This is a genomic window from Pseudomonas sp. R3.Fl (genome assembly GCF_023516765.1).
Lineage (GTDB): Bacteria > Pseudomonadota > Gammaproteobacteria > Pseudomonadales > Pseudomonadaceae > Pseudomonas > Pseudomonas citronellolis.
Window position 1 is genome coordinate 7,121,192 of the sequence record NZ_JAMGSO010000001.1, and the last position, 19,270, is coordinate 7,140,461.

The 19,270-nt window shown below is 69.9% G+C and carries 17 protein-coding genes; 14 read left to right on the top strand and 3 right to left on the bottom strand.

Annotated features, from left to right (window positions below; genetic code table 11):
* The first annotated feature begins 157 nt into the window (after positions 1-157).
* Positions 158-538, top strand: coding sequence for a nuclear transport factor 2 family protein (locus tag M8R19_RS31435; protein WP_249919938.1), 381 nt, complete (start codon positions 158-160; stop codon positions 536-538).
* An 869-nt stretch (positions 539-1,407) separates the two neighbouring features.
* Here the strand turns inward: M8R19_RS31435 and M8R19_RS31440 are convergent.
* On the bottom strand, positions 1,408-2,565 hold the full coding sequence (locus tag M8R19_RS31440; RefSeq protein WP_249919939.1) for an alpha/beta hydrolase family protein: 1,158 nt from the start codon (positions 2,563-2,565) through the stop codon (positions 1,408-1,410).
* A gap of 182 nt (positions 2,566-2,747) precedes the next feature.
* Positions 2,748-3,686: a LysR family transcriptional regulator gene (locus M8R19_RS31445; RefSeq protein ID WP_249919940.1), complete on the bottom strand. Its 939-nt coding sequence runs from the start codon at positions 3,684-3,686 to the stop codon at positions 2,748-2,750.
* Positions 3,687-3,969: 283 nt separating this feature from the next.
* On the opposite strand from M8R19_RS31445, the gene M8R19_RS31450 reads away from it, so the two are divergent.
* The 13 genes from M8R19_RS31450 to M8R19_RS31510 all read left to right on the top strand — a co-directional run bounded on the left by M8R19_RS31450 (position 3,970) and on the right by M8R19_RS31510 (position 18,786).
* Positions 3,970-4,911 carry a VOC family protein gene (locus tag M8R19_RS31450; protein ID WP_249919941.1) on the top strand — a complete coding sequence of 314 codons (942 nt, stop codon included), beginning with the start codon at positions 3,970-3,972 and terminating at the stop codon, positions 4,909-4,911.
* A gap of 3 nt (positions 4,912-4,914) precedes the next feature.
* The gene (locus M8R19_RS31455) at positions 4,915-5,262 is read left to right on the top strand and encodes a Rieske (2Fe-2S) protein (RefSeq protein ID WP_249919942.1); all 348 of its coding nucleotides are present in this window, start codon (positions 4,915-4,917) and stop codon (positions 5,260-5,262) included.
* A gap of 141 nt (positions 5,263-5,403) precedes the next feature.
* Positions 5,404-6,528, top strand: a complete 1,125-nt coding sequence (locus M8R19_RS31460; protein ID WP_249919943.1) for an FAD-dependent oxidoreductase — start codon at positions 5,404-5,406, stop codon at positions 6,526-6,528.
* Positions 6,529-6,614: 86 nt separating this feature from the next.
* A complete protein-coding gene (locus M8R19_RS31465) occupies positions 6,615-8,285 on the top strand; it encodes a DUF1302 domain-containing protein (RefSeq protein WP_249919944.1) in 1,671 nt (556 codons plus the stop codon).
* 14 nt (positions 8,286-8,299) lie between these two features.
* Positions 8,300-9,667: a DUF1329 domain-containing protein gene (locus M8R19_RS31470; RefSeq protein WP_116426090.1), complete on the top strand. Its 1,368-nt coding sequence runs from the start codon at positions 8,300-8,302 to the stop codon at positions 9,665-9,667.
* Positions 9,668-9,796: 129 nt separating this feature from the next.
* Positions 9,797-10,861, top strand: a complete 1,065-nt coding sequence (locus M8R19_RS31475; RefSeq protein WP_249919945.1) for a WD40/YVTN/BNR-like repeat-containing protein — start codon at positions 9,797-9,799, stop codon at positions 10,859-10,861.
* Positions 10,862-10,864: 3 nt separating this feature from the next.
* Entirely contained in the window at positions 10,865-13,336 is a 2,472-nt protein-coding gene (locus tag M8R19_RS31480) for an efflux RND transporter permease subunit (RefSeq protein WP_249919946.1), read from the top strand.
* A gap of 160 nt (positions 13,337-13,496) precedes the next feature.
* The gene (locus M8R19_RS31485) at positions 13,497-14,687 is read left to right on the top strand and encodes an MFS transporter (RefSeq protein WP_249919947.1); all 1,191 of its coding nucleotides are present in this window, start codon (positions 13,497-13,499) and stop codon (positions 14,685-14,687) included.
* Positions 14,684-15,457, top strand: a complete 774-nt coding sequence (locus M8R19_RS31490; protein ID WP_074982518.1) for an SDR family NAD(P)-dependent oxidoreductase — start codon at positions 14,684-14,686, stop codon at positions 15,455-15,457. The genes M8R19_RS31485 and M8R19_RS31490 overlap by 4 nt, the downstream gene beginning before the upstream one ends.
* Before the next feature lie 11 nt (positions 15,458-15,468).
* On the top strand, positions 15,469-16,041 hold the full coding sequence (locus tag M8R19_RS31495) for a cupin domain-containing protein (protein ID WP_249919948.1): 573 nt from the start codon (positions 15,469-15,471) through the stop codon (positions 16,039-16,041).
* Entirely contained in the window at positions 16,038-17,030 is a 993-nt protein-coding gene (locus M8R19_RS31500; RefSeq protein WP_249919949.1) for a fumarylacetoacetate hydrolase family protein, read from the top strand. The genes M8R19_RS31495 and M8R19_RS31500 overlap by 4 nt, the downstream gene beginning before the upstream one ends.
* Positions 17,021-18,004 (top strand): NAD-dependent epimerase/dehydratase family protein, encoded by a 984-nt coding sequence (locus M8R19_RS31505; protein ID WP_249919950.1) that lies wholly within the window; start codon positions 17,021-17,023, stop codon positions 18,002-18,004. The genes M8R19_RS31500 and M8R19_RS31505 overlap by 10 nt, the downstream gene beginning before the upstream one ends.
* On the top strand, positions 18,001-18,786 hold the full coding sequence (locus M8R19_RS31510) for a cyclase family protein (RefSeq protein WP_249919951.1): 786 nt from the start codon (positions 18,001-18,003) through the stop codon (positions 18,784-18,786). Before M8R19_RS31505 ends, M8R19_RS31510 begins: the two co-directional genes overlap by 4 nt.
* Before the next feature lie 11 nt (positions 18,787-18,797).
* Here M8R19_RS31510 and M8R19_RS31515 read toward each other — a convergent pair whose 3' ends face one another.
* Entirely contained in the window at positions 18,798-19,265 is a 468-nt protein-coding gene (locus tag M8R19_RS31515) for a DoxX family protein (protein ID WP_074982508.1), read from the bottom strand.
* Positions 19,266-19,270: the final 5 nt, after the last annotated feature.

Here is a 19,270-nt window from a genome sequence, read left to right on the forward strand (position 1 = left end):
CTACTCCAGGGTGCGTGGCGTCCGGGTTCCAGGCAGGTGGGACGCAGCGCAGGGCAGGTATCGGCAGTGGCGATGGCAGGCATGGGCAATGGCGATTTTTCCCGCCGCGGCGGCCGGGGTGAGGATGCCGCCGCCATCAAACCAAGAGGGAAACCCGATGAACGATATCCGTAGCGAACTGCTGGCCCTGGAGCAGGAACGCCAGCGCGCGTTGGTGGAAGAAGACCACGCCGGCCTGGAGTGGCTATTCGCCGACGACCTGCTGTACGTGCACACCACAGGCCTGGTGCAGGACAAGGCGCAGTACCTGGACTACGCCCGCCACGCCGTGCGCTACCTGGCGGTGGAGCGCGGCGAACTGCAGGTGCGCCTGTTCGGCGATGGCCTGGCGCTGATGAGCGGGCCGCAGTGCAACCTGCTGCAGAAGCGTGGCGGCGGCGAGCCGGTGCGTGCCGAGGGCTTCGCCACGCAGCTGTGGGTGAAGGAAGAGGCGGGCTGGCGGATCGCGTCGTTCCACGGGACGCGGGTGCCGGCGTAGGGCAGGGCTGTTGCTTTTCGTAGGAGCGAGCTTGCTCGCGAATCAGCCCAGCAGCGAGGCCTGTTCGCGAGCAAGCTCGCTCCTACGCCGCCCCGCCCACGCCATTTCCCTGTAGGAGCGCGCCCTGCGCGCGAAATCGCGGGCAGGGCCCGCTCCTACAGATTTGCCGGATGGCGGGATCGTGGGGCGGATAACGCCCAGGCGTTATCCGCCGATTCCGCGCCTGCTTCCAGAGCGAAGAGCCCCTCTCCCCAACCCTCTCCCGCAAGCGGGAGAGGGGGCTGTCCGTGCCGAGAGGAGGTCTGGTTCCAGACGGCAATCTCTGTGCTAGCCGGCTAACTCCAGAACATCCAACCCTGCCCAACGGCCCTCTCTCCCGCAAGCGGGAGAGGGGGCTGTCCGTGCCGAGAGGAGGTCTGGTTCCAGACGGCAATCTCTGTGCTAGCCGGCTAACTCCAGAACATCCAACCCTGCCCAACGGCCCTCTCTCCTGCAAGCGGGAGAGAGGGGCGTCCGTGCCGAGAGTAGGTCTGGTTCCAGACGGCAATCTCCGTGCTAGCCGGCTAATTCCAGAACATCCAACCCTGGCCAACGGCCTCTCTCCCGCAAGCGGGAGAGAGGGCTGTCCGTGCCGAGAGTAGGTCTGGTTCCAGATGGCAATCCCTGTGCAGGCCGGCTAACTCTGCCGAGAGGAGGCCGGGTTCCAGACGGCAATCTCCGTGCTAGCCGGCTAACTCCAGAACATCCGACCCTGCCCAACGGTCCCCTCTCCCTTCAGGGAGAGGGTTAGGGAGAGGGTGCTCTCAGGTCCGGCGCCATAGCCTCCCATCCTACGGAAACGCTTTGGCGAAGTCCGCGCCGGCGAGCCCTCAGTCCGTACGCCCACCCAGCGTCTCCGCCACCCAGTCGGCTATGTACTGCCCGGCATTGATGCTGTTGTCGAAGCTCGAATGCTGTACCCCGCCTTCGCGTTCGGTGAAGATCTTCAGCTCGCGTTTCGGGCTGTTCACCAGTTGCTCGTAGGTGCGGTGCGCCCATTTCAGCGGGATCTGCGAGTCCTTCTCGCCGTGGGTGACCAGGAAGGGCACGCGGATGCGTTCCAGTACGCCGTCCAGGTGGACGTTCTCGGCGATGCGCATGAACTCGTCCATGTCCTTGGCGCCCCATACCCAGCGCACGTGGGCCCAGTAGTGCGGCACCGGGAAGTCGCCTTCCTTCTCCAGGCGGCGTTTCTGCACGTTGCGCCAGTCGTGGTTGGCGCCCCAGACCACGCCGCAGGCGAAGCGCGGCTCGAAGGCCACCGCGCGCGGGCAGTAGTAGCCGCCCAGGGACACGCCTTCCAGGCCGATGCGCTTGGCGTCGACGTCCTCGCGGGTTTCCAGCCAGTCGAACACGCGGCTGGCCCAGTGTTCGCTGTCGTAGCGCGCGGTCCGGCCGTGCAGGCGCAGGGCCTCGCCGGTGCCGGGCTGGTCGATGATCAGCGAGGCCACGCCGCGTTTCGCCAGCCAGGCCGGCAGGCCGACGCGGTACTTCATTTCCTTGGTCGAATCCAGGCCGTTGACCTGCACCAGCAGCGGCGCCGGGCCTGCGACGCCCTCGGCGCGCACGTACAGGCCGGCGATGTGCTTGCCCTCGTAGGGAATCTCCACGCGCTCGCAGTTCTCCTTTGCCAGCGCGATGCCGCGGGCGAAGGTCTGCAGGAAGCGCTGGTACAGCGCCTCGCGGCCCGGTGCGCCGTGGGCCTGCAGGCGTTCGCAGGTGAGGTAGTAGGTGGCGGCGCGGTTGTACTTCTCGCCGGCGGAGAGCAGGCGGCCGCCGGCCTCGTCTTCCTCGGCCAGGCCGCAGAGCTTGTCGGCCATCTTCGACCAGGTCTCGCGGAAGGCCTGGGTGCCGGCGGCGTCGGGCTGCTTCGCGGCCTCCTGCAGCGGGGCGCACATTTCCTCGATCTCGCCCAGGCGGGCGCCCATCTCGATGGCCAGGTCCACCGAGAGGTTCCAGACGTAATTGGTGGGGAAGTAGCGGAACATTCTTGTTGTCCTTCTGCGGTCGATGTATCCGGCGCCCGGGAATGGCGGCAGGCACGCAGGGCGCGGTTCGACGGCAAGGTACGCAGGCGGGGCGGCGGCGCGCCAATCGCGAGTGGGGATGCGAGGTATCGCCAAACGCGATGCCCCGGCGCCATGCCGGCGGCCGGGGCGATGGGACGGGCTCAGCCGGTGTGGCGCAGGGCTTCGGGCTGCTGGTCGAGGCTCTGGATGAAGTCGCGGATGCGCTCGCGCAGCCAGCGGTGCATGGGGTCGCCCTCCATGCTGCGGTGCCAGAGCATGTACTCGCGCATCACCGGGATCTTCACCGGCGGAGGCAAGATGCGCAGCGGCAGGTAGCGTGCGTACAGCTCGGCCAGGCGGCGGTGCATGGTGGCCACGCGCGGGGTGCCGACCAGCAGTTGGGGCAGGGTGTTGAAGTCGTTGGTGATCACTTCCAGGCGGCGGTTGAAGCCGTACTGGCTCATGAACCAGTCTTCGATGCTCAGGTGCCGGTTGCGCCCGAAGCCCACCGAGATGTGGCCCATCTGCATGTACTGCTCCAGGGTCAGGCTCTCGCCCACCTCGGGGTTGTCGCGCCAGACCACGCAGACGTGGTCCTCCTCGAACAGCAGCTGCGCCGGGTGGCCGTCGATGGTGTAGCGCTCGGGCACGATCATCATGTCCACCTCGCCGCGCATCAGCAGCTCGGCGATGTTGTCGCCGGGGCTGAGTATTTCGAAGGTGATGTGCGGGGCCTGCTGGTGGATCTTCTGGATGACCTGGGCGAAGAGCACGCTGATCAGGTAGTCGGAGGTCACCAGGCGGAAGTGGCGCTTGCTGCTGGCCGGGTCGAACACCGGCTTGGCGGTGATCGAGGAGCGGATGGTCAGCAGTACCTCGCGCACCGGTTTGGCCAGTTCCAGGGCGTAGGGGGTGGGCTGCATCTTGCGGCCGACCTGCACCAGCAGCTCGTCCTCGAAGAAGGCGCGCAGGCGGCCGAGCACGCCGCTGGTGGCCGACTGCGTCATGTGCAGGCGTTCGGCGGCGCGGGTGATGTTCTGCTCTTCCAGCAGCACATCCAGCGCCACCAGGAGGTTCAGGTCCAGGTGATGGAATCGCATGGCAGATGGCTCAGGCTTGTTGTAGTTATTTTCGCGATACCTTCCCGCCGCATTCCCGATACGTCAATAGCGCCTCGTCATGAGTGGGCGGCAAACGCCCGCCGCCATGGGCTCGCGCCCAGGTATCGCGATCGGCGATGTCTCGCATCCCCACATGCGATTGGTCAGGGCGCCGTCCCGCCCAGCAACCTGCGCTCCAGTCGAGCGGCCCCCGTGCCGCGGTGACCCACCACCGGCGGCCCCCTGCCCGGCGCCGAATCATAATTTCAATGGAGTGGTAGCCATGAACATCCTTGGCCTCGACGCGCTGGTCTTTGGCGTCGACGATATCCAGGCCTGTGCCGATTGCTTGCGCGACTATGGCCTGTCGGCCGTGCAACTCACCGCCGACGGCGGGCGCTTCGAAGCCCTCGACGGCACCGCCATCGTCATCCGCCGCGGCGACGACGCGAGCCTGCCGCCGGCCCTGGGCCCGACGCCGTCGCTGCGCGAGACCGTCTACGGCGTGGCCAGCGCCGCCGACCTGGAAGCCATCGCCGACGAACTGGGGCGCGACCGCGAGGTGCGCCGCGATGCCGCAGGCGCCTTGCACTGCGTCGACGACCTGGGCTTCGCCATCGCCTTCCAGGTCAGCTGCCGGCGGCCCTTAGAGGCCCCGGCCGACCTGACCAACGCCCCCGGCAGCGCGCCGCAGCGCCCGCTCAACCAGCTGGGCATCACCCCGGACATGCCGGCGCTGCCGCGCACCCTGTCCCACGTTGTCTACTTCGCGCCCGACGTCGCCAAGGGCGAGGCCTTCTACCGCGACCGCCTGGGCTTCGTCACCACCGACAGCTTCGTCGGCGTCGGCCCCTTCATGCGTTCGGCGGGCATGGACGACCACCACTGCCTGTTCATGATCCAGACGCCGCCGCACATGCAGGGCTGCGAGCACTTCACCTTCCACCTGGGCAGCGGCAGCGAAGTGCTGCTGGCCGGCCGGCGCTTCGAGCGCAAGGGCTGGACCAGCTTCTGGGGCCCGGGCCGGCACCTGCTGGGCTCCAACTGGTTCTGGTACTTCAACAGCCCGCTGGGCTGCCACATCGAGTACGACGCCGACATGGACAAGCACGACGACGACTGGGCCGCGCGCCAGGCGCCGATGTCGGCGGACACCTCGCAGCTGTTCCTTTTCACCTCGCGGGAGAACTGGGCGCCGAGCGGCCCGCCGCCGAAGCAGGGCTGAGCCGTGGACTGCGTGGCGCTGTGCCGGCTCGACGAGCTGGGCGAGGGCCAGGCGCGCGGCTTCGACCCGCAGGGCGAGGGCACGGATGCGCTGTTCGCCCTGCGCCACCGCGGCCAGGTGCGCCTGTACCGCAACCGCTGCCCGCACCTGCAGGTGCCCCTGGAGTACCGCAAGGACAGGTTCCTCAGCGCCGATGGCCAGTGGGTCATCTGCTACGCCCACGGCGCGCGCTTCCGCCCGCACGACGGCGAATGCGTGTACGGCCCGTGCCTTGGGCAGTCGCTGGCGGCGCTGGTGCATGAAGAGAGGGACGGCTGGCTGCTATTGCCGCTGGCGCAACTGCGGGGCTGAGGTATCGCGCTGCGCGATAGGTCGCATCCGCGGACTCGATTGGTCAAGGCCCGGCCCCGCCGGGAAGCTGTGCCCCGGGGCACGGAGAACGGACGCACCGCTAGCCGGTGCGGACAACAAGAACAACACGTGAGAGACGCCATGAACACTGTGAGCAACGTGCTGATCGTCGGCGGCGGCATCGGCGGGCTGTGCGCCGCCATCGCCCTGCGCCGCAAGGGAATCGCCGTCGACCTGGTCGAACTGAAGACCGAGTGGACCGTCTACGGCGTGGGGATCATCCAGCAGAGCAACGTGGTGCGCGAGATGCATCGCCTGGGCCTGCTCGACACCTACCTGGACGCCGCCTACGCCTTCGAGGACGTAGCCATCTACACCCCCGCCGGCCAGCAGCTGGCGCGCATCCCCGGCCAGCGCCTGGCGGGGCCGCAGTACCCGGCCAACGTCGGCATCTCCCGCCGCGCGCTGCACAAGGTGCTCAGCGAGACCGCCATCGAACTGGGCACCCGGGTGCGCCTGGGTACCTCGGTGGAAAGCTTCGCGCAGGACGCCGACGGCGTCGACGTGCTGTTCAGCGACGGCAGCCAGGGCCGCTACCAGTTGCTGGTGGGCGCCGACGGGCTGTACTCGCGGGTCCGTGGCCTGCTGTTCGGCGACAAGTACCAGCCGCGCTTCACCGGCCAATCGGTGTGGCGGCACAACTTCAAGCGCGTGGCGAGCATCGACCACCTGGCCAATTACCAGGGCCCCTCGGAAAACGCCGGCCTGGTGCCCCTGGCCGATGACCTGATGTACCTGTTCACCACCTCCTACGAGCCAGGCAACCCCTGGATGGACCCGGCCGGCCTGGCCGAGGGCCTGCGCCAGCGCCTGGCCGGCTTCGGCGGGCTGATCGGCGAGCTGCGCGAGCAGGTCGTCGACAGCGCCGAGGTCGTCTACAAGCCGCTGGAAGCGGTGTTCGTCGACGAGCCCTGGCACCGCGGCCGGGTGCTGCTGATCGGCGATGCCGCCCACGCCACCACGCCGCACCTGGGGCAGGGCGCCGGAATGGCCATCGAGGACGCGGTGGTGCTGGCCGAGGAGCTGACCGCCGGCGGCAGCCTGGCCGAGCAGCTGCAGCGCTTCATGGGGCGGCGCTTCGAGCGCTGCCGGTTCATCAGCGAGAAATCCCTGCTGACCGGGGAGCGGGAAATCGCGCGCGACCCGTCCTTCGACCGCATCGGCCTGGTGAAACAGATGCTGGAGGTCACCGCGCAGCCCATCTGACCCCACGGCCCGGCGCGCCCTGCCTTGCCGGCGCGCCGCGGCCCACGCCAACACCAACGCACAAGAACAAGAAAGAGGTGACCTCGATGTCCGCTGACAAGCGTGCAACCGCGCGGCCGCTGCCGCCGCTCAAGCCCCTCACCCTGGCGCTGCTGGCCCTGGCCGCCGGCCAGGCCCAGGCCTTCGAATTCGACACCGGCAACCCCGACCTGCGGGCGCGCTGGGACAACACCCTGAAGTACAGCGCCGCCTGGCGCACCCAGGACGCCAGCAGCAAGCTGAGCGAGGGCCAGACCGCGCTGAACCTCGACGACGGCGACCGCAACTTCGACAAGGGCCTGATCTCCAACCGCCTGGACCTGCTCTCCGAGCTGGACGTCACCTACGGCGACGTCGGCGCGCGGGTCAGCGGCGCGGCCTGGTACGACGACGTCTACAACCGCGGCACCGACGCCAACGACCCCAGCCGCGCCAACAGCTACTCGGTGGACTACGACGAATTCACCGACGACACCCGCACCCTGCATGGGCGCAAGGGTGAGCTGCTTGATGCCTTCGTCTTCGGCAAGACCGAACTGGCCGGCATGCCGCTCTCCGGGCGCCTGGGCCAGTACGCCATGCAGTGGGGCGAGAGCCTGTTCTACGGCATGAACGGCATCGCCGGCGGCATGGCGCCGATCGACGTGGTCAAGGGCCTGTCGGTGCCCAACACCCAGTTCAAGGAACTGATCCGCCCGGTGCAGCAGGTTTCCGGCCAGCTGCAGCTGACCCCGGACGTGTCCATCGGCGCCTACTACCAGTTCGAGTGGGAGGCCAACCGCCTGCCGGCCGCCGGCAGCTACTTCTCCACCGACGACTTCTTCGGCGACGGCGCCGAGCGCATGTACATCGGCTCGCCGGTGATGCCCGGCGGCCAGCCGCTGGCCTTCTACCACGGCAACGACAAGGAGGCGAAGGACTCGGGGCAGGGCGGCGTGCAACTGCGCTGGCGCACCGAGACGGTGGACTGGGGCCTGTACGCCATCCGCTTCCACGACAAGTCGCCGCAGCTGAACGTGCGCAGCGACTTCGCCAACCTCAACCCGCTCACCGGCAAGGCCGGCGAGTTCTACTGGGTGTACCCCGAAGGCATCAGCGCCCTGGGCGGCAGCTTCTCCACCACCCTGGGCAACTTCAACGTCGCCGGCGAAGTCTCCACCCGCTGGAACCAGCCATTGGCTTCCACCAACCAGCACGCCCTGGCCGTGGGCGAGGCCATCAACAACAGCGACGACCCGCTCTACGCCACCGGCCGCACCCTGCATGCCAACTTCTCCTGGCTGGCCAGCCTTGAGCCGAACTTCATCGCCGGCGAGTCGAGCTTCCTCGGCGAGATCGCCTGGAACCGGGTGCTGAGCGTGAGCAAGAACCGCGACGCCATCGACCCCAATGCCGACCGCGACGCCACCAGCCTGCGCCTGGTCTACGAGCCGATGTACCGGCAGATCTACCCCGGCCTGGACCTCTCGGTGCCGCTCGGCGCCAGCTATACCAACGGCGCCTCCGAGGCCCTGGGCACCGGCTTCGGCACCGACCACGGCGGCGACATCAACATCGGCCTGAAGGGCAGCTACCTCAACACCTGGAGCCTGGGCCTGACCTACACGCACTACTACGGCCCGCAGAACACCTTCCTCGACGCCGACAACCACTACACCTTCGAACAGTCGCTGAAAGACCGCGACTTCATCGCCTTCACCGTCAGCCGCACCTTCTGACCGAGGACTGCCCGATGAAACACAACAAGAAAGTCGTTTCCCTGCTCACCGCCCTGAGTGCCTCCCTGCTGTTCGCCCACGGCGCCCTGGCCGCCGTCTCCGCCGAAGAGGCGGGCAAGCTCAGGACCACGCTCACCCCGCTGGGCGGCGAGCGCGCCGGCAACGCCGACGGCAGCATCCCGGCCTGGACCGGCGGCTACACCCAGGCCGACCCGGCCTACAAGGACGGCGGCAAGCGCGGCGACCCCTTCGCCGCCGACAAGCCGCTGTTCACCATCACCGCGCAGAACATGGCGCAGTACGCCGGGCAGCTCACCCCCGGGGTGCAGGCGATGCTGAAGAAGTACCCCGACAGCTACCGCCTGGAGGTCTACCCGACGCACCGCAGCGCCGCCGCACCGCAGTCGGTGTACGACGCCACCTTCGCCAACGCCACCAGCGGCAAGCTGGTGGACGGCCCGGCCGGGCCCATGCCCGAGGGCGCCGCCGGCGGCATCCCGTTCCCCATCCCGCAGAGCGGTGCCGAGGCCATCTGGAACCACCTGCTGCGCTGGCGCGGGGCGTCCTGGCACGTCAACTTCACCCAGTACCTGACCACTGCCGACGGCAAGCACGTGCTGACCAACGATTCGCGCGCCGACCTGCAGATGCCCTGGTACCTGCCCGGTGGCAGCGCCGAGAGGGGCGTGTTCTGGTCCGTCCGCATGATCAACGACGGCCCGCCGCTGCGCGCCGGCGAGGCCATCACCGGCCTTGAGAACCTCAACGCCGACAAGGCCTCGGTGTGGACCTACCTGCCCGGCCAGCGCCGCGTGCGCCGCCTGCCCAACGCCTGCTGCGACACCCCGACGCCGGCCACCGCCGGGGTCATGAGCTTCGACGAGCTGTACGTGTTCAACGGCCGCATCGACCGCTTCGACTGGAAGCTGGCGGGCAAGCAGGAGATGTACATCCCCTACAACGCCAACAAGGTGTTCACTGCTGCCGGCCCCGAGGCGCTGCTGGATGCGCACCACCTGAAGTCCGACGCCCTGCGCTGGGAGAAGCACCGCGTCTGGGTGGTGGAAGCGACTCTGAAGAACGGCCAGCGCCATGTGATGCCCAAGAGCACCTACTACCTGGACGAAGACACCTGGGCGGCGGTGCTGGGCGAGCGCTACGACGCCCGCGGCCAGCTGGCCAAGGTGCTCTGGACCTCGCCGGTGGTGCTGCCCGACCTGCCCGGCGTGGTGACCCTCACCAACGGCTTCTACGACCTGCTCTCCGGGGCCTGGTTCGCCGGCGACCTGTTCGCCGGCAAGAACGAGCAGTACCGCATCGTGCCGCCGTACAAGGACTCGGTGTTCACCGCCGATGCCATGGCGGGCGAGGGCGTGCGCTGAGCGTTAGCACCCTGCTCCTGTAGGAGCGCGCCCTGCGCGCGAATCGCGGGCAGGGCCCGCTCCTACGGGAGACCTCGCTGTACCCGGCCTCGTCAGGCCCGACTACAAGAAAAACCAAGGTTGCGTGCGATGAACAAAATGCTTTCCGGCCTGCTCCTGGCGGCGGCCTGCTGCACCCTGCCGCCGGCCTTCGCGGCAAGTACCCCGGACGTGCTGGCGCAGCCCGCCGTGCAAGGCTCCCAGGCCCTGCGCGCGGTGCTGCAGGACGTCACCCGCGCCGGCAACCGCCTGGTGGCGGTGGGCGAGCGCGGCGTGGTACTGCTCTCCGACGACAACGGCGCCAACTGGCGCCAAGCGAGCGCGGTGCCGGTCAGCGCCAGCCTGACCGCAGTGCAATTCGTCGATGCACGCAACGGCTGGGCCGTGGGCCATGCCGGCGTGGTGCTGCACAGCGACGACGGCGGCGAACACTGGAACCTGCAACTGGACGGCAGGCGCGCCGCCACCCTGGAACTGCAGGCTGCCCAGGCCTCGGCCGATGCCGGCCGCGTTGCCGCTGCCCAACGCCTGGTGGCCGACGGCGCCGACAAGCCCCTGCTGGCCGTGCATTTCAGCGACGCCCGCCATGGCCTGGTGCTGGGCGCCTACGGCCTGGCCCTGGCCACCACCGACGGTGGCCGCAGCTGGCAGTCGTGGATGGGCCACCTGCCCAATCCCCAAGGCCTGCACCTTTATGCCGTGGCGGGGCAGGGCAGCGACCTCTACATCGCCGGCGAACAGGGCCTGCTGCTGCGCTCGCGCGACGCCGGCGAACACTTCCAGGCGCTGCAGGGCCCCTACGAGGGCAGTTACTTCGCCGCCGCCGTGCTGCCCGGCGGCCGCCTGCTGGTGGGCGGCCTGCGCGGCAAGCTGTTCGCCTCCGACGACGGCGGCGCCAGCTTCCAGGCCCTGGCCAATCCCATCCCGGCCTCGCTCAACGGCATCCGCGTGGCCGGCGGCCAACTGCTGCTCGCCAACCAGGCCGGCATGCTCCTGCGCAGCGGCCTGGGCGAGTTCGCCGCAACGCCGCTACCGGTCTCCGACGGCCTGCCGCTGAGCGCCGCCACCGTCGCCGCCGACGGCGCCCTGGTGGCCGTCGGCATGGCCGGCGCGCGCCGCCTGGCGCCTTCTTCCTCCTCCAGCACAGCGGACTGAGCCATGCACGCCCCGACTTCCCCCGCGCCGTCCAGCGGCCGCCTCGACGACTTCGACAGCGCTTCCGGCTCGCTGCTGGAACGCGCCCTGTTCAACCACCGCGGCCTGGTCCTGCTGCTGTGCCTGGCGGCGACCCTGCTGCTGGGCTGGCAGGCCACGCGGCTGACGCTCAACGCCAGCTTCGAGAAGATGATCCCGCGCGAGCACCCGTTCATCCTCAACTACCTGGACCACCGCCAGGAGCTGGCCGGCCTGGGCAACGCCGTGCGCATCGCCGTGGCCAACCCCCAAGGCAGCATCTACGACAAGCACTACCTGCAGGTGCTGCAGCAGCTTAACGACGAGGTGTACCTGCTGCCCGGCGTGGACCGCGCGGCGATGAAGTCGCTGTGGACGCCGTCCACCCGCTGGACCGGCGTGACCGAGGACGGCCTGGAAGGCGGCCCGGTGATCCCCGACGGCTACGACGGCGGCGCCGCCAGCCTGGAAGCGCTCAAGCGCAACGTCGAGCGCTCCAACGAGATCGGCCAACTGGTGGCCTTCGACCAGCGTTCGAGCATCCTCTACGTGCCGCTGCTGGAGAAGACCCCCGACGGCCAGGCGCTGGACTACACCACCTTCTCCCATGAGCTGGAGGCCCTGCGCGGCAAGTACCAGGCCCGGGGCGTGGACATCCACATCACCGGCTTCGCCAAGGTGGTGGGCGACCTGATCGACGGCCTGAAGCAGATCCTGCTGTTCTTCGCCGCCGCCATCGCCATCACCGCCGCGGTGCTCTACTGGTACACCCGTTGCGTGCGCAGCACGGCGCTGGTTGTGCTGTGCTCGCTGGTGGCTGTGGTCTGGCAGCTCGGCCTGCTGCCGCTGCTGGGCTACGAACTGGACCCATATTCGGTGCTGGTGCCCTTCCTGGTGTTCGCCATCGGCATGAGCCATGGCGCACAGAAGATGAACGGCATCATGCAGGACATCGGCCGCGGCATGCACCGCCTGGTCGCCGCGCGCTTCACCTTCCGCCGGCTGTTCCTCGCCGGGCTCACCGCGCTGCTGTGCGATGCGGTGGGCTTCGCGGTGCTGATGATCATCCGCATCCAGGTCATCCAGGACCTGGCGGTGATCGCCAGCCTGGGCGTGGCGGTGCTGATCTTCACCAACCTGATCCTGCTGCCGGTGCTGCTGTCCTACGTCGGCGTCAGCCCGAAGGCGGCGCGGCGCAGCCTGCGCGCGGAGGAGGCCGAAGCGAGCGGGGCGGACAAGCACGCCGTGTGGCGCTTCCTCGACCTGTTCACCCGGCGCCGCTGGGCCGCCGCGTGCATCGCCGTGGCTGCGCTGCTGGCCGCCGGCGGCTACGTGGTGAGCCTGAACCTGAAGATCGGCGACCTCGACGCCGGCGCCCCGGAACTGCGCCCGGACTCGCGCTACAACCGCGACAACGCCTTCGTCACCCAGCACTACGGCGCCAGCAGCGACGTGTTCGCGGTGATGGTGCAGACCCCGGCCGGCGCCTGCTCGGCCTACGACACCCTCAAGCGCGTCGACGACCTGGACTGGCAACTGCGCGGCCTGGCCGGCGTGGATTCGACCAACTCCCTGGCGCTGCTCAACCGCCGCGTGCTGGTGGGCCTCTCCGAGGGCAGCCCGAAGTGGTACGAGCTGGTGAACAACCAGGCCACCCTGAACATGGTCACCGCCAACGCCCCGCGCGGCCTGTACAACGACGACTGCAGCCTGCTGACGCTGTACGCCTACCTCACCGACCACAAGGCCGACACCCTGGCGCGGGTGGTCGACAGCGTGCAGGCCTTCGCCCGCGACAACGACAGCGAGCAGGCGAAGTTCCTCCTCGCCGCCGGCAGCGCCGGCATCGAGGCGGCCACCAACATCGTGGTCAGGCAGGCCAACCACGACATGCTCTGGTGGGTCTACGGCGCGGTGATCCTGCTCTGCCTGGTGACCTTCCGCTCCTGGCGCGCGGTGCTCTGCGCGGTGCTGCCGCTGGTGCTCACCTCGATCCTCTGCGAGGCGCTGATGGTGGCCCTGGGCATCGGCGTGAAGGTCGCCACCCTGCCGGTGATCGCCCTGGGCGTGGGCATCGGCGTGGACTACGCGCTGTACGTCATGAGCATCGTCCTGGCCCAGCTGCGCCAGGGCGCCAGCCTGTCCAGCGCCTATTACCGGGCGCTGCTGTTCACCGGCAAGGTGGTGATGCTCACCGGCGTGACCCTGGCCATCGGCGTGGGCACCTGGATCTTCTCGCCCATCAAGTTCCAGGCCGACATGGGCGTGCTGCTGGCCTTCATGTTCGTCTGGAACATGGTCGGCGCCCTGGTCCTGTTGCCGGCGCTCGCCTACTTCCTGTTGCCCCGGCGCCAGGCGCAACCCGCCGCGCCGGCGCACCACCTGGAGGAAGTCCACCACGACCGCGACTGCTGCGAGCCGAACCCCAACCAGAGGACCGCCCGATGCCATGCCTGAATCCATCGAATGCCGGCTTCACATGTAGGAGCGCCCCCTGGGCGCGAATCGTGGGCAGGGCCCGCTCCTACAGGTGCGGCAGGAACACCTGCGTAGGATGGGTTGAGCGAAGCGATACCCATCGCCGCGGCCCCATGGGTTTCCAGCGCGGAGGTGCGCAATGACCGCCGCACGCCCCGCCGGAACCGCGCAAGCCCTGCTCCTGCTGTTCGGCAGCTGCCTGCCGGTGCTCGGCGCGGTGCTCATCGCACCGGTGCTGCCGCGCATGCAGGCGCATTTCGCCGAAACCCCCGGCGCCGCCGTGCTGGTGCCCGTCGCCCTGACCCTGCCAGCGCTGGTGATCGCCTTCCTGGCGCCGCTGGCCGGGCTGCTCGCCGACCGCATCGGGCGGCGCCCGCTTCTGCTGGCCAGCATGTTGCTGTACAGCCTGTGCGGGGTGCTGCCGCTGTGGCTCGACTCGCTGGGGCTGATCGTCGCCAGCCGCGCCGGCATCGGCCTGGCCGAGGCGGGCATCATGACCTGCTGCACCACCCTGATGGGCGACTACTTCGACGGCCAGCGCCGCGAACGCCTGTTCGCCCTGCAGATGGTCGCCACCTCGTTGTCCGCCGCGCTGTTCATGGGCCTGGGCGGGGCGCTGGGGGAGAGCGGCTGGCGCACGCCCTTCGCGCTCTACGTGGTGGGCCTGCTGTGCCTGCCGCTGATGGCGGCGCTGCTGTGGGAACCGCAGGTACGCCATGCCGGGCCGCTGCGCGCGGACGCCGAAGGCTTCCCCTGGGCCGCGCTGGCGCCGCTGTACCTGCTGACCCTGCTGGCCGGCGTCAGCCTGTTCATCGTCCCGGTGCAGGCCGGCTACCTGCTGCAACTGCTGCATGTGGACGCCCCGCAGCAGGTGGGCATGACCATGGGCGCCAACCAGCTCGGCGTGCTCGCCGGGGCCCTGGCCTTCCGCCTGCTCGCCACGCTGCCGGCGCGGCGCCTGCTGGCCCTGGGCTTCGCCACCGCCGGCCTGGGCGGCGCGCTCATGGCCCTGGCCGACAGCCACGCGCTTGTGGTGCTGGCGGTGCTGGTCAACGGCCTGGGCGTGGGCCTGCTGCTGCCGACGCTGATCACCCAGGTGATGCTGCAGGTCGGCTTCCACCAGCGTGGCCGCGCCACCGGCGGCTTCACCGCATCCATCTTCGCCGGCGAATTCCTCAGCCCGCTGCTGGTGCTGGCGATCACTGGCGGCGCCAACCCGCAGCTGCCCCAGGCTTTGCTGGCGGTCGCCATCGGCCAACTGGTCCTGGCCCCGCTGTGCTTGGTGCTGCTGCGCCGAGGCCGGTCGGCGCCGGCGGTGGAGGCGCTATGAGCGAACTCTTCTCCCTGGTCGGCAAGGCCGCGCTCATCACCGGCGCCACCCGCGGCATCGGCCTGGCCATCGCCCGCGAGTACGGCCGCGCCGGCGCGCGCCTGGCGATCAGCAGCGAAAACGCTGAGGACTGCGCGCGCAGCGTGGCGCAACTGGCGGAGGAGGGCATCGAGGCCCTCGCGCTGCCCGCCGACCTGCGCGACCCGCAAGCCGTGCAGCGGCTGGCGGAACAGGCCCTGGCGCGCCTCGGCGGCCTCGATGCGCTGGTCTGCAACGCCGGCGTGGCGCCGCACATGGGCCCGCTCGCCACGGCCAGCGACGCCGACTGGGAGCTGACCCTCACCGTCAACCTGCGCAGTGCCCTCTGGCTGACCAATGCGCTGCTGCCGGCCATGGCCGCGCGCGGCGGCGGCAGCGTGGTGCTGATGGCCAGCATCGCCGGCGTGCGCGGCAACAAGGGCCTGGGCCTCTACGGCCTGTCCAAGGCCGGCCTGGCCCAGCTGGCGCGCAACCTGGCGGTGGAATGGGGCCCGGCGAACATCCGCGTCAACGCCATCAGCCCCGGGGTGATCCAGACCGCGTTCGCCCGTCCGCTCACCGACAACCCCGAAGTCCTGCGGCGCCGCCTGGCGCTCACCCCGTTGCGCCGCGTCGGCCGCCCCGAGGAGGTGGCCGCCCTGGCGCTGCTGCTCGCCGCGCCCGGCGGCGCCTTCATCAGCGGCCAGAACCTCATCGTCGACGGTGGCACCACCATCGGCGACGGCAATTGAAAGGAGATGCCATGCAACAGCTTCCCGAATTCAAGCGCATAGTCACCGGGCACGACGCCCGGGGCCAGGCGGTGGTCGCCAGCTGCGGCCCGACGCCCAACGTCTTCCCGATCAAGGCGGTGCCCGGCACCGTGTTCTACGAGGTGTGGAACAGCGCCGCCAGCCCGGCGCCGCTGGACAATGGCGATGACCCGACCAACCAGCCGCTGCAACTGAGCCCCGGCCTGCTGGGCAGCGTGATCCGCGTGGTGGACATCCCGCCGGACAGCGTGCAGAACCAGGTCAGCGCCGCGGACGCGGCCGCCGCCTTCGCCGAGATCGGCCAGGCCCATGCCGGCACCGGCAAGGCCGAGTCGAAGCACAAGCTGATGCACCGCACCGAAACCCTGGACTACGGCATCGTCACCGAAGGCGAGGTGTGGCTGGTGCTGGACGAAGGCGAGGTGCAGTTGAAGCGCGGCGACATCGTGGTGCAGCGTGGCACCAACCACGCCTGGAGCAACCGCACCGAGCAGATGGCGCGGATGGTCTTCATCCTCCTCGACGGCCGCTACGCCGAGGCGCTGAAGGAGCTGCTGCCATGAAGCTCGCCAGCCTCAATGACGGCAGCCGCGACGGCCGCCTGCTGGTGGTCTCCCGCGACCTGCAGCGGGCGGTGGAGGCCGGCGCCGTAGCCGCCACCCTGCAGGCGGCGCTGGACGACTGGCACGCCGTCGAGCCTGCCCTGCAACACCTCTACCAGCGCCTGAACGCCGACGAGGCGGATGGCGCCTTCGCCCTCGACCCGGCGCAGCTGGCCGCACCGCTGCCGCGCGCCTGGCAGTGGCTGGACGGCTCCTGCTTCCTCAGCCATGGCGAGCTGATGCAGAAGGCCTTCGACCTGGAGCCCATCGACGGCGCCGACAGCATCCCGCTGATCTACCAGGGCGCCGGCGACGACTTCCTCGGCCCCCGGGCGGACATCCCGCTGCCCAGCGAGGCCCACGGCATCGACTTCGAAGGCGAGTTCGCCGTGCTGGTGGACGCGGTGCCCATGGGCTGCCCGGCCGAATCCGCCCTGGCCCACGTGCGCCTGGTGCTGCAGCTCAACGACGTCAGCCTGCGCGCCCTGGCGCCGCGGGAGATGAAGACCGGCTTCGGCTTCCTCCAGGCCAAGCCCGCCAGCAGCTTCGCCCCGGTGGCGGTGACCCCGGACGAGCTGGGCGCGGCCTGGCGCGACGGCCGCGTGCACCTGCCGCTCAAGGTCGAGTGGAACGGCGAATGGTTCGGCCACCCCCACGGCGGCGCCATGCACTTCGGCTTCCACCAGTTGATCGCCCATGCGGCCCTGACGCGCAGGTTGAGCGCCGGCACCCTGATCGGCTCGGGCACCGTGTCCAACGCCGACCGCGCGGTGGGCTCGGCCTGCATCGCCGAGCGCCGCGCCATCGAGACCCTCGCCCAGGGCGCGCCGCGCACCGGCTTCATGCGCTTCGGCGACCGCGTGCGTATGGAAGCCCGCGGCGCGGACGGCGAAGTGCTGTTCGGCGCCATCGACCAGCGCGTGGTGCAAGGGGGCTGGCCATGCGCGTGATGGTCAGCGGGGCCAATGGTTTCGTCGGCCGCGAACTGGTCCGCCACCTGCTGGAACGCGGCGAGCTGCGCGGGCGGCGGATAGACGCGCTGCTGCTGCTCGACCAGCAACTGGACGGCCTGCCGGACGACCGCCGCCTGCGCCGCCACTTCGGCAGCGTCACCGACCCGGCGCTGCTGCGCCGAGTGTTGGCCGACGGCATCGACGTGGTGTTCCACCTGGTCAGCGTGCCCGGCGGCGCTGCCGAGGCGCAGTACGAACTGGGCTACCAGGTCAACCTGCAGGCCAGCCTGGAACTGCTGCAGCAGCTGCGCCACCGCGAGCGCCCGCCGGTGCTGGTGTACGCCAGCAGCGTGGCGGTGTACGGCGGCGAGCTGCCGGCGCGCATGGACGAGACGCAGCCGGCGCACCCACAACTGTCCTATGCCGCGCACAAGCTGATGGTGGAAACCGCCCTGGAGGACCTGGCCCGCCGCGGCGAGGTGGACGGCCGCGCCCTGCGCCTGCCCGGCATCGTCGCCCGGCCGCGGCAGCCCAACGGCCTGCGCTCGGCCTTCATGAGCGACCTGCTGCACGCCTACGCCGCCGGCGAGCCCTACACCTGCCCGGTCTCGCCCCAGGCAACGGCCTGGTGGATGTCGGCGCGCTGCTGCGTGGACAACCTGCTGCACGCCGCCGAGCTGGAGAACCCCGGCGCGCGGCGCGTGTGGCAACTGCCGGTGCTGCAACTGTCCATCGCCCAGGTGCTCGACGCCCTGGCCGCCGGCTTCGGCGAGGCCAACCGCGCGCGCATCGCCTTCGAACCCGACGCGCAGCTGGAAGCGCTGTTCGGCCGCTTCCCACCGCTGCGCACGCCGCAGGCCCGCGCCCTGGGCTTCCGCCACGACGGCTCGGCCGCCGCGCTGCTGCGCAACGCCCTCGACCTTGCGCCGCGCCGCAGCCGCGCGGCCGCCCGCAAAGGAGTTTCCGCATGAACCTGAGCAAGCGCCGCCTGCTCGACCTCTCGGTGAGCCTGGACAACAACCCCTACAGCGACCCGCCGCCGCTGTTGCCGAGGATCGACTACATGGACCACCAGCAGGGCTGGCCGGAAATGGCCGCGATGTTCCCCGGCCTGCGCAAGGAAGACTTGCCGGGCAACGAGGCCTGGGCCGCCGAGCGCCTGCAGATCACCACCCACAGTGGCACCCACATGGATGCGCCCTGGCACTACGCTTCCACCACCGACGGTGGCAAGCCGGCCTTCGGCATCGATGAACTGCCGCTGGAGTGGTGCCTGCAACCGGGGGTGAAGCTGGACTTCCGCCATCTTCCCGACGGCCACGTGGTGACGGCGGCCGAGGTGGAGGCGGAGCTGGCGCGCATCGGCCACACGCTGCAGCCGCTGGACATCGTGTTGGTGAACACCCGCGCCGGCAGCCTGTTCGGCCAGCCGGGCTACCTGGAAGCCGGCGTCGGCATGGGCCGCGAGGCCACGCTCCATCTGCTGGAGCGCGGCGTGCGGGTGGTGGGCACCGACGCCTGGAGCTGGGACGCGCCCTTCAAGTACACCCGCGAACGCTTCGCCGAAAGCGGTGACGCCGCGCTCATCTGGGAAGGCCACAAGGCCGGCCGCGACATCGGCTACGGGCAGATGGAGAAGCTGGCCAACCTCGACCGGTTGCCGGCCGACGGCTTCCTGGTCAGCTGCTTCCCCTACAAGATCCGCCACGCCTCGGCGGGGTTCGTCCGTGCCGTGGCGATCTTCGAAGGCTGAGGCGGCGCCGCTCAGCGGATGCCCAGCAGGCGGTCCAGCGACAGCCGGCCGCCGCCGCGGGCGACCAGCAGCAGGAGCAGGCCGGCCCAGGACAGGTGGGTGGGCCAGGCGTCGGGGTAGACGAACACCTCGATCACCGTGGTCATGCCCAGCAGGGCCAGGGCCGAGAGGCGCGTGCCCAGGCCCAGCACCAGCAGCAGCGGGAACAGGTGCTCGGCGTAGGTGGCCAGGTGCGCGGCGATGTGCGGCGGGACCAGCGGCAGCGCGTATTCGCTCTGGAACAGCTCGTAGGTGCTCGGGGTGATGGTCAGCAGGCCCTCTACCTTGGTGCGCCCGGAGAGGAAGAAGATCGAAGCGATGCCCAGGCGCGCCACCAGGCACAGGAAGGATTCGCCGAGCAGGCGCTGCAGGGCGTCGGCCAGGCGGTTCCAGCGCTGGCGCAGGCCGGGGTTCGTCGACGGGGCGTGGGTGATGTCCATGGCGG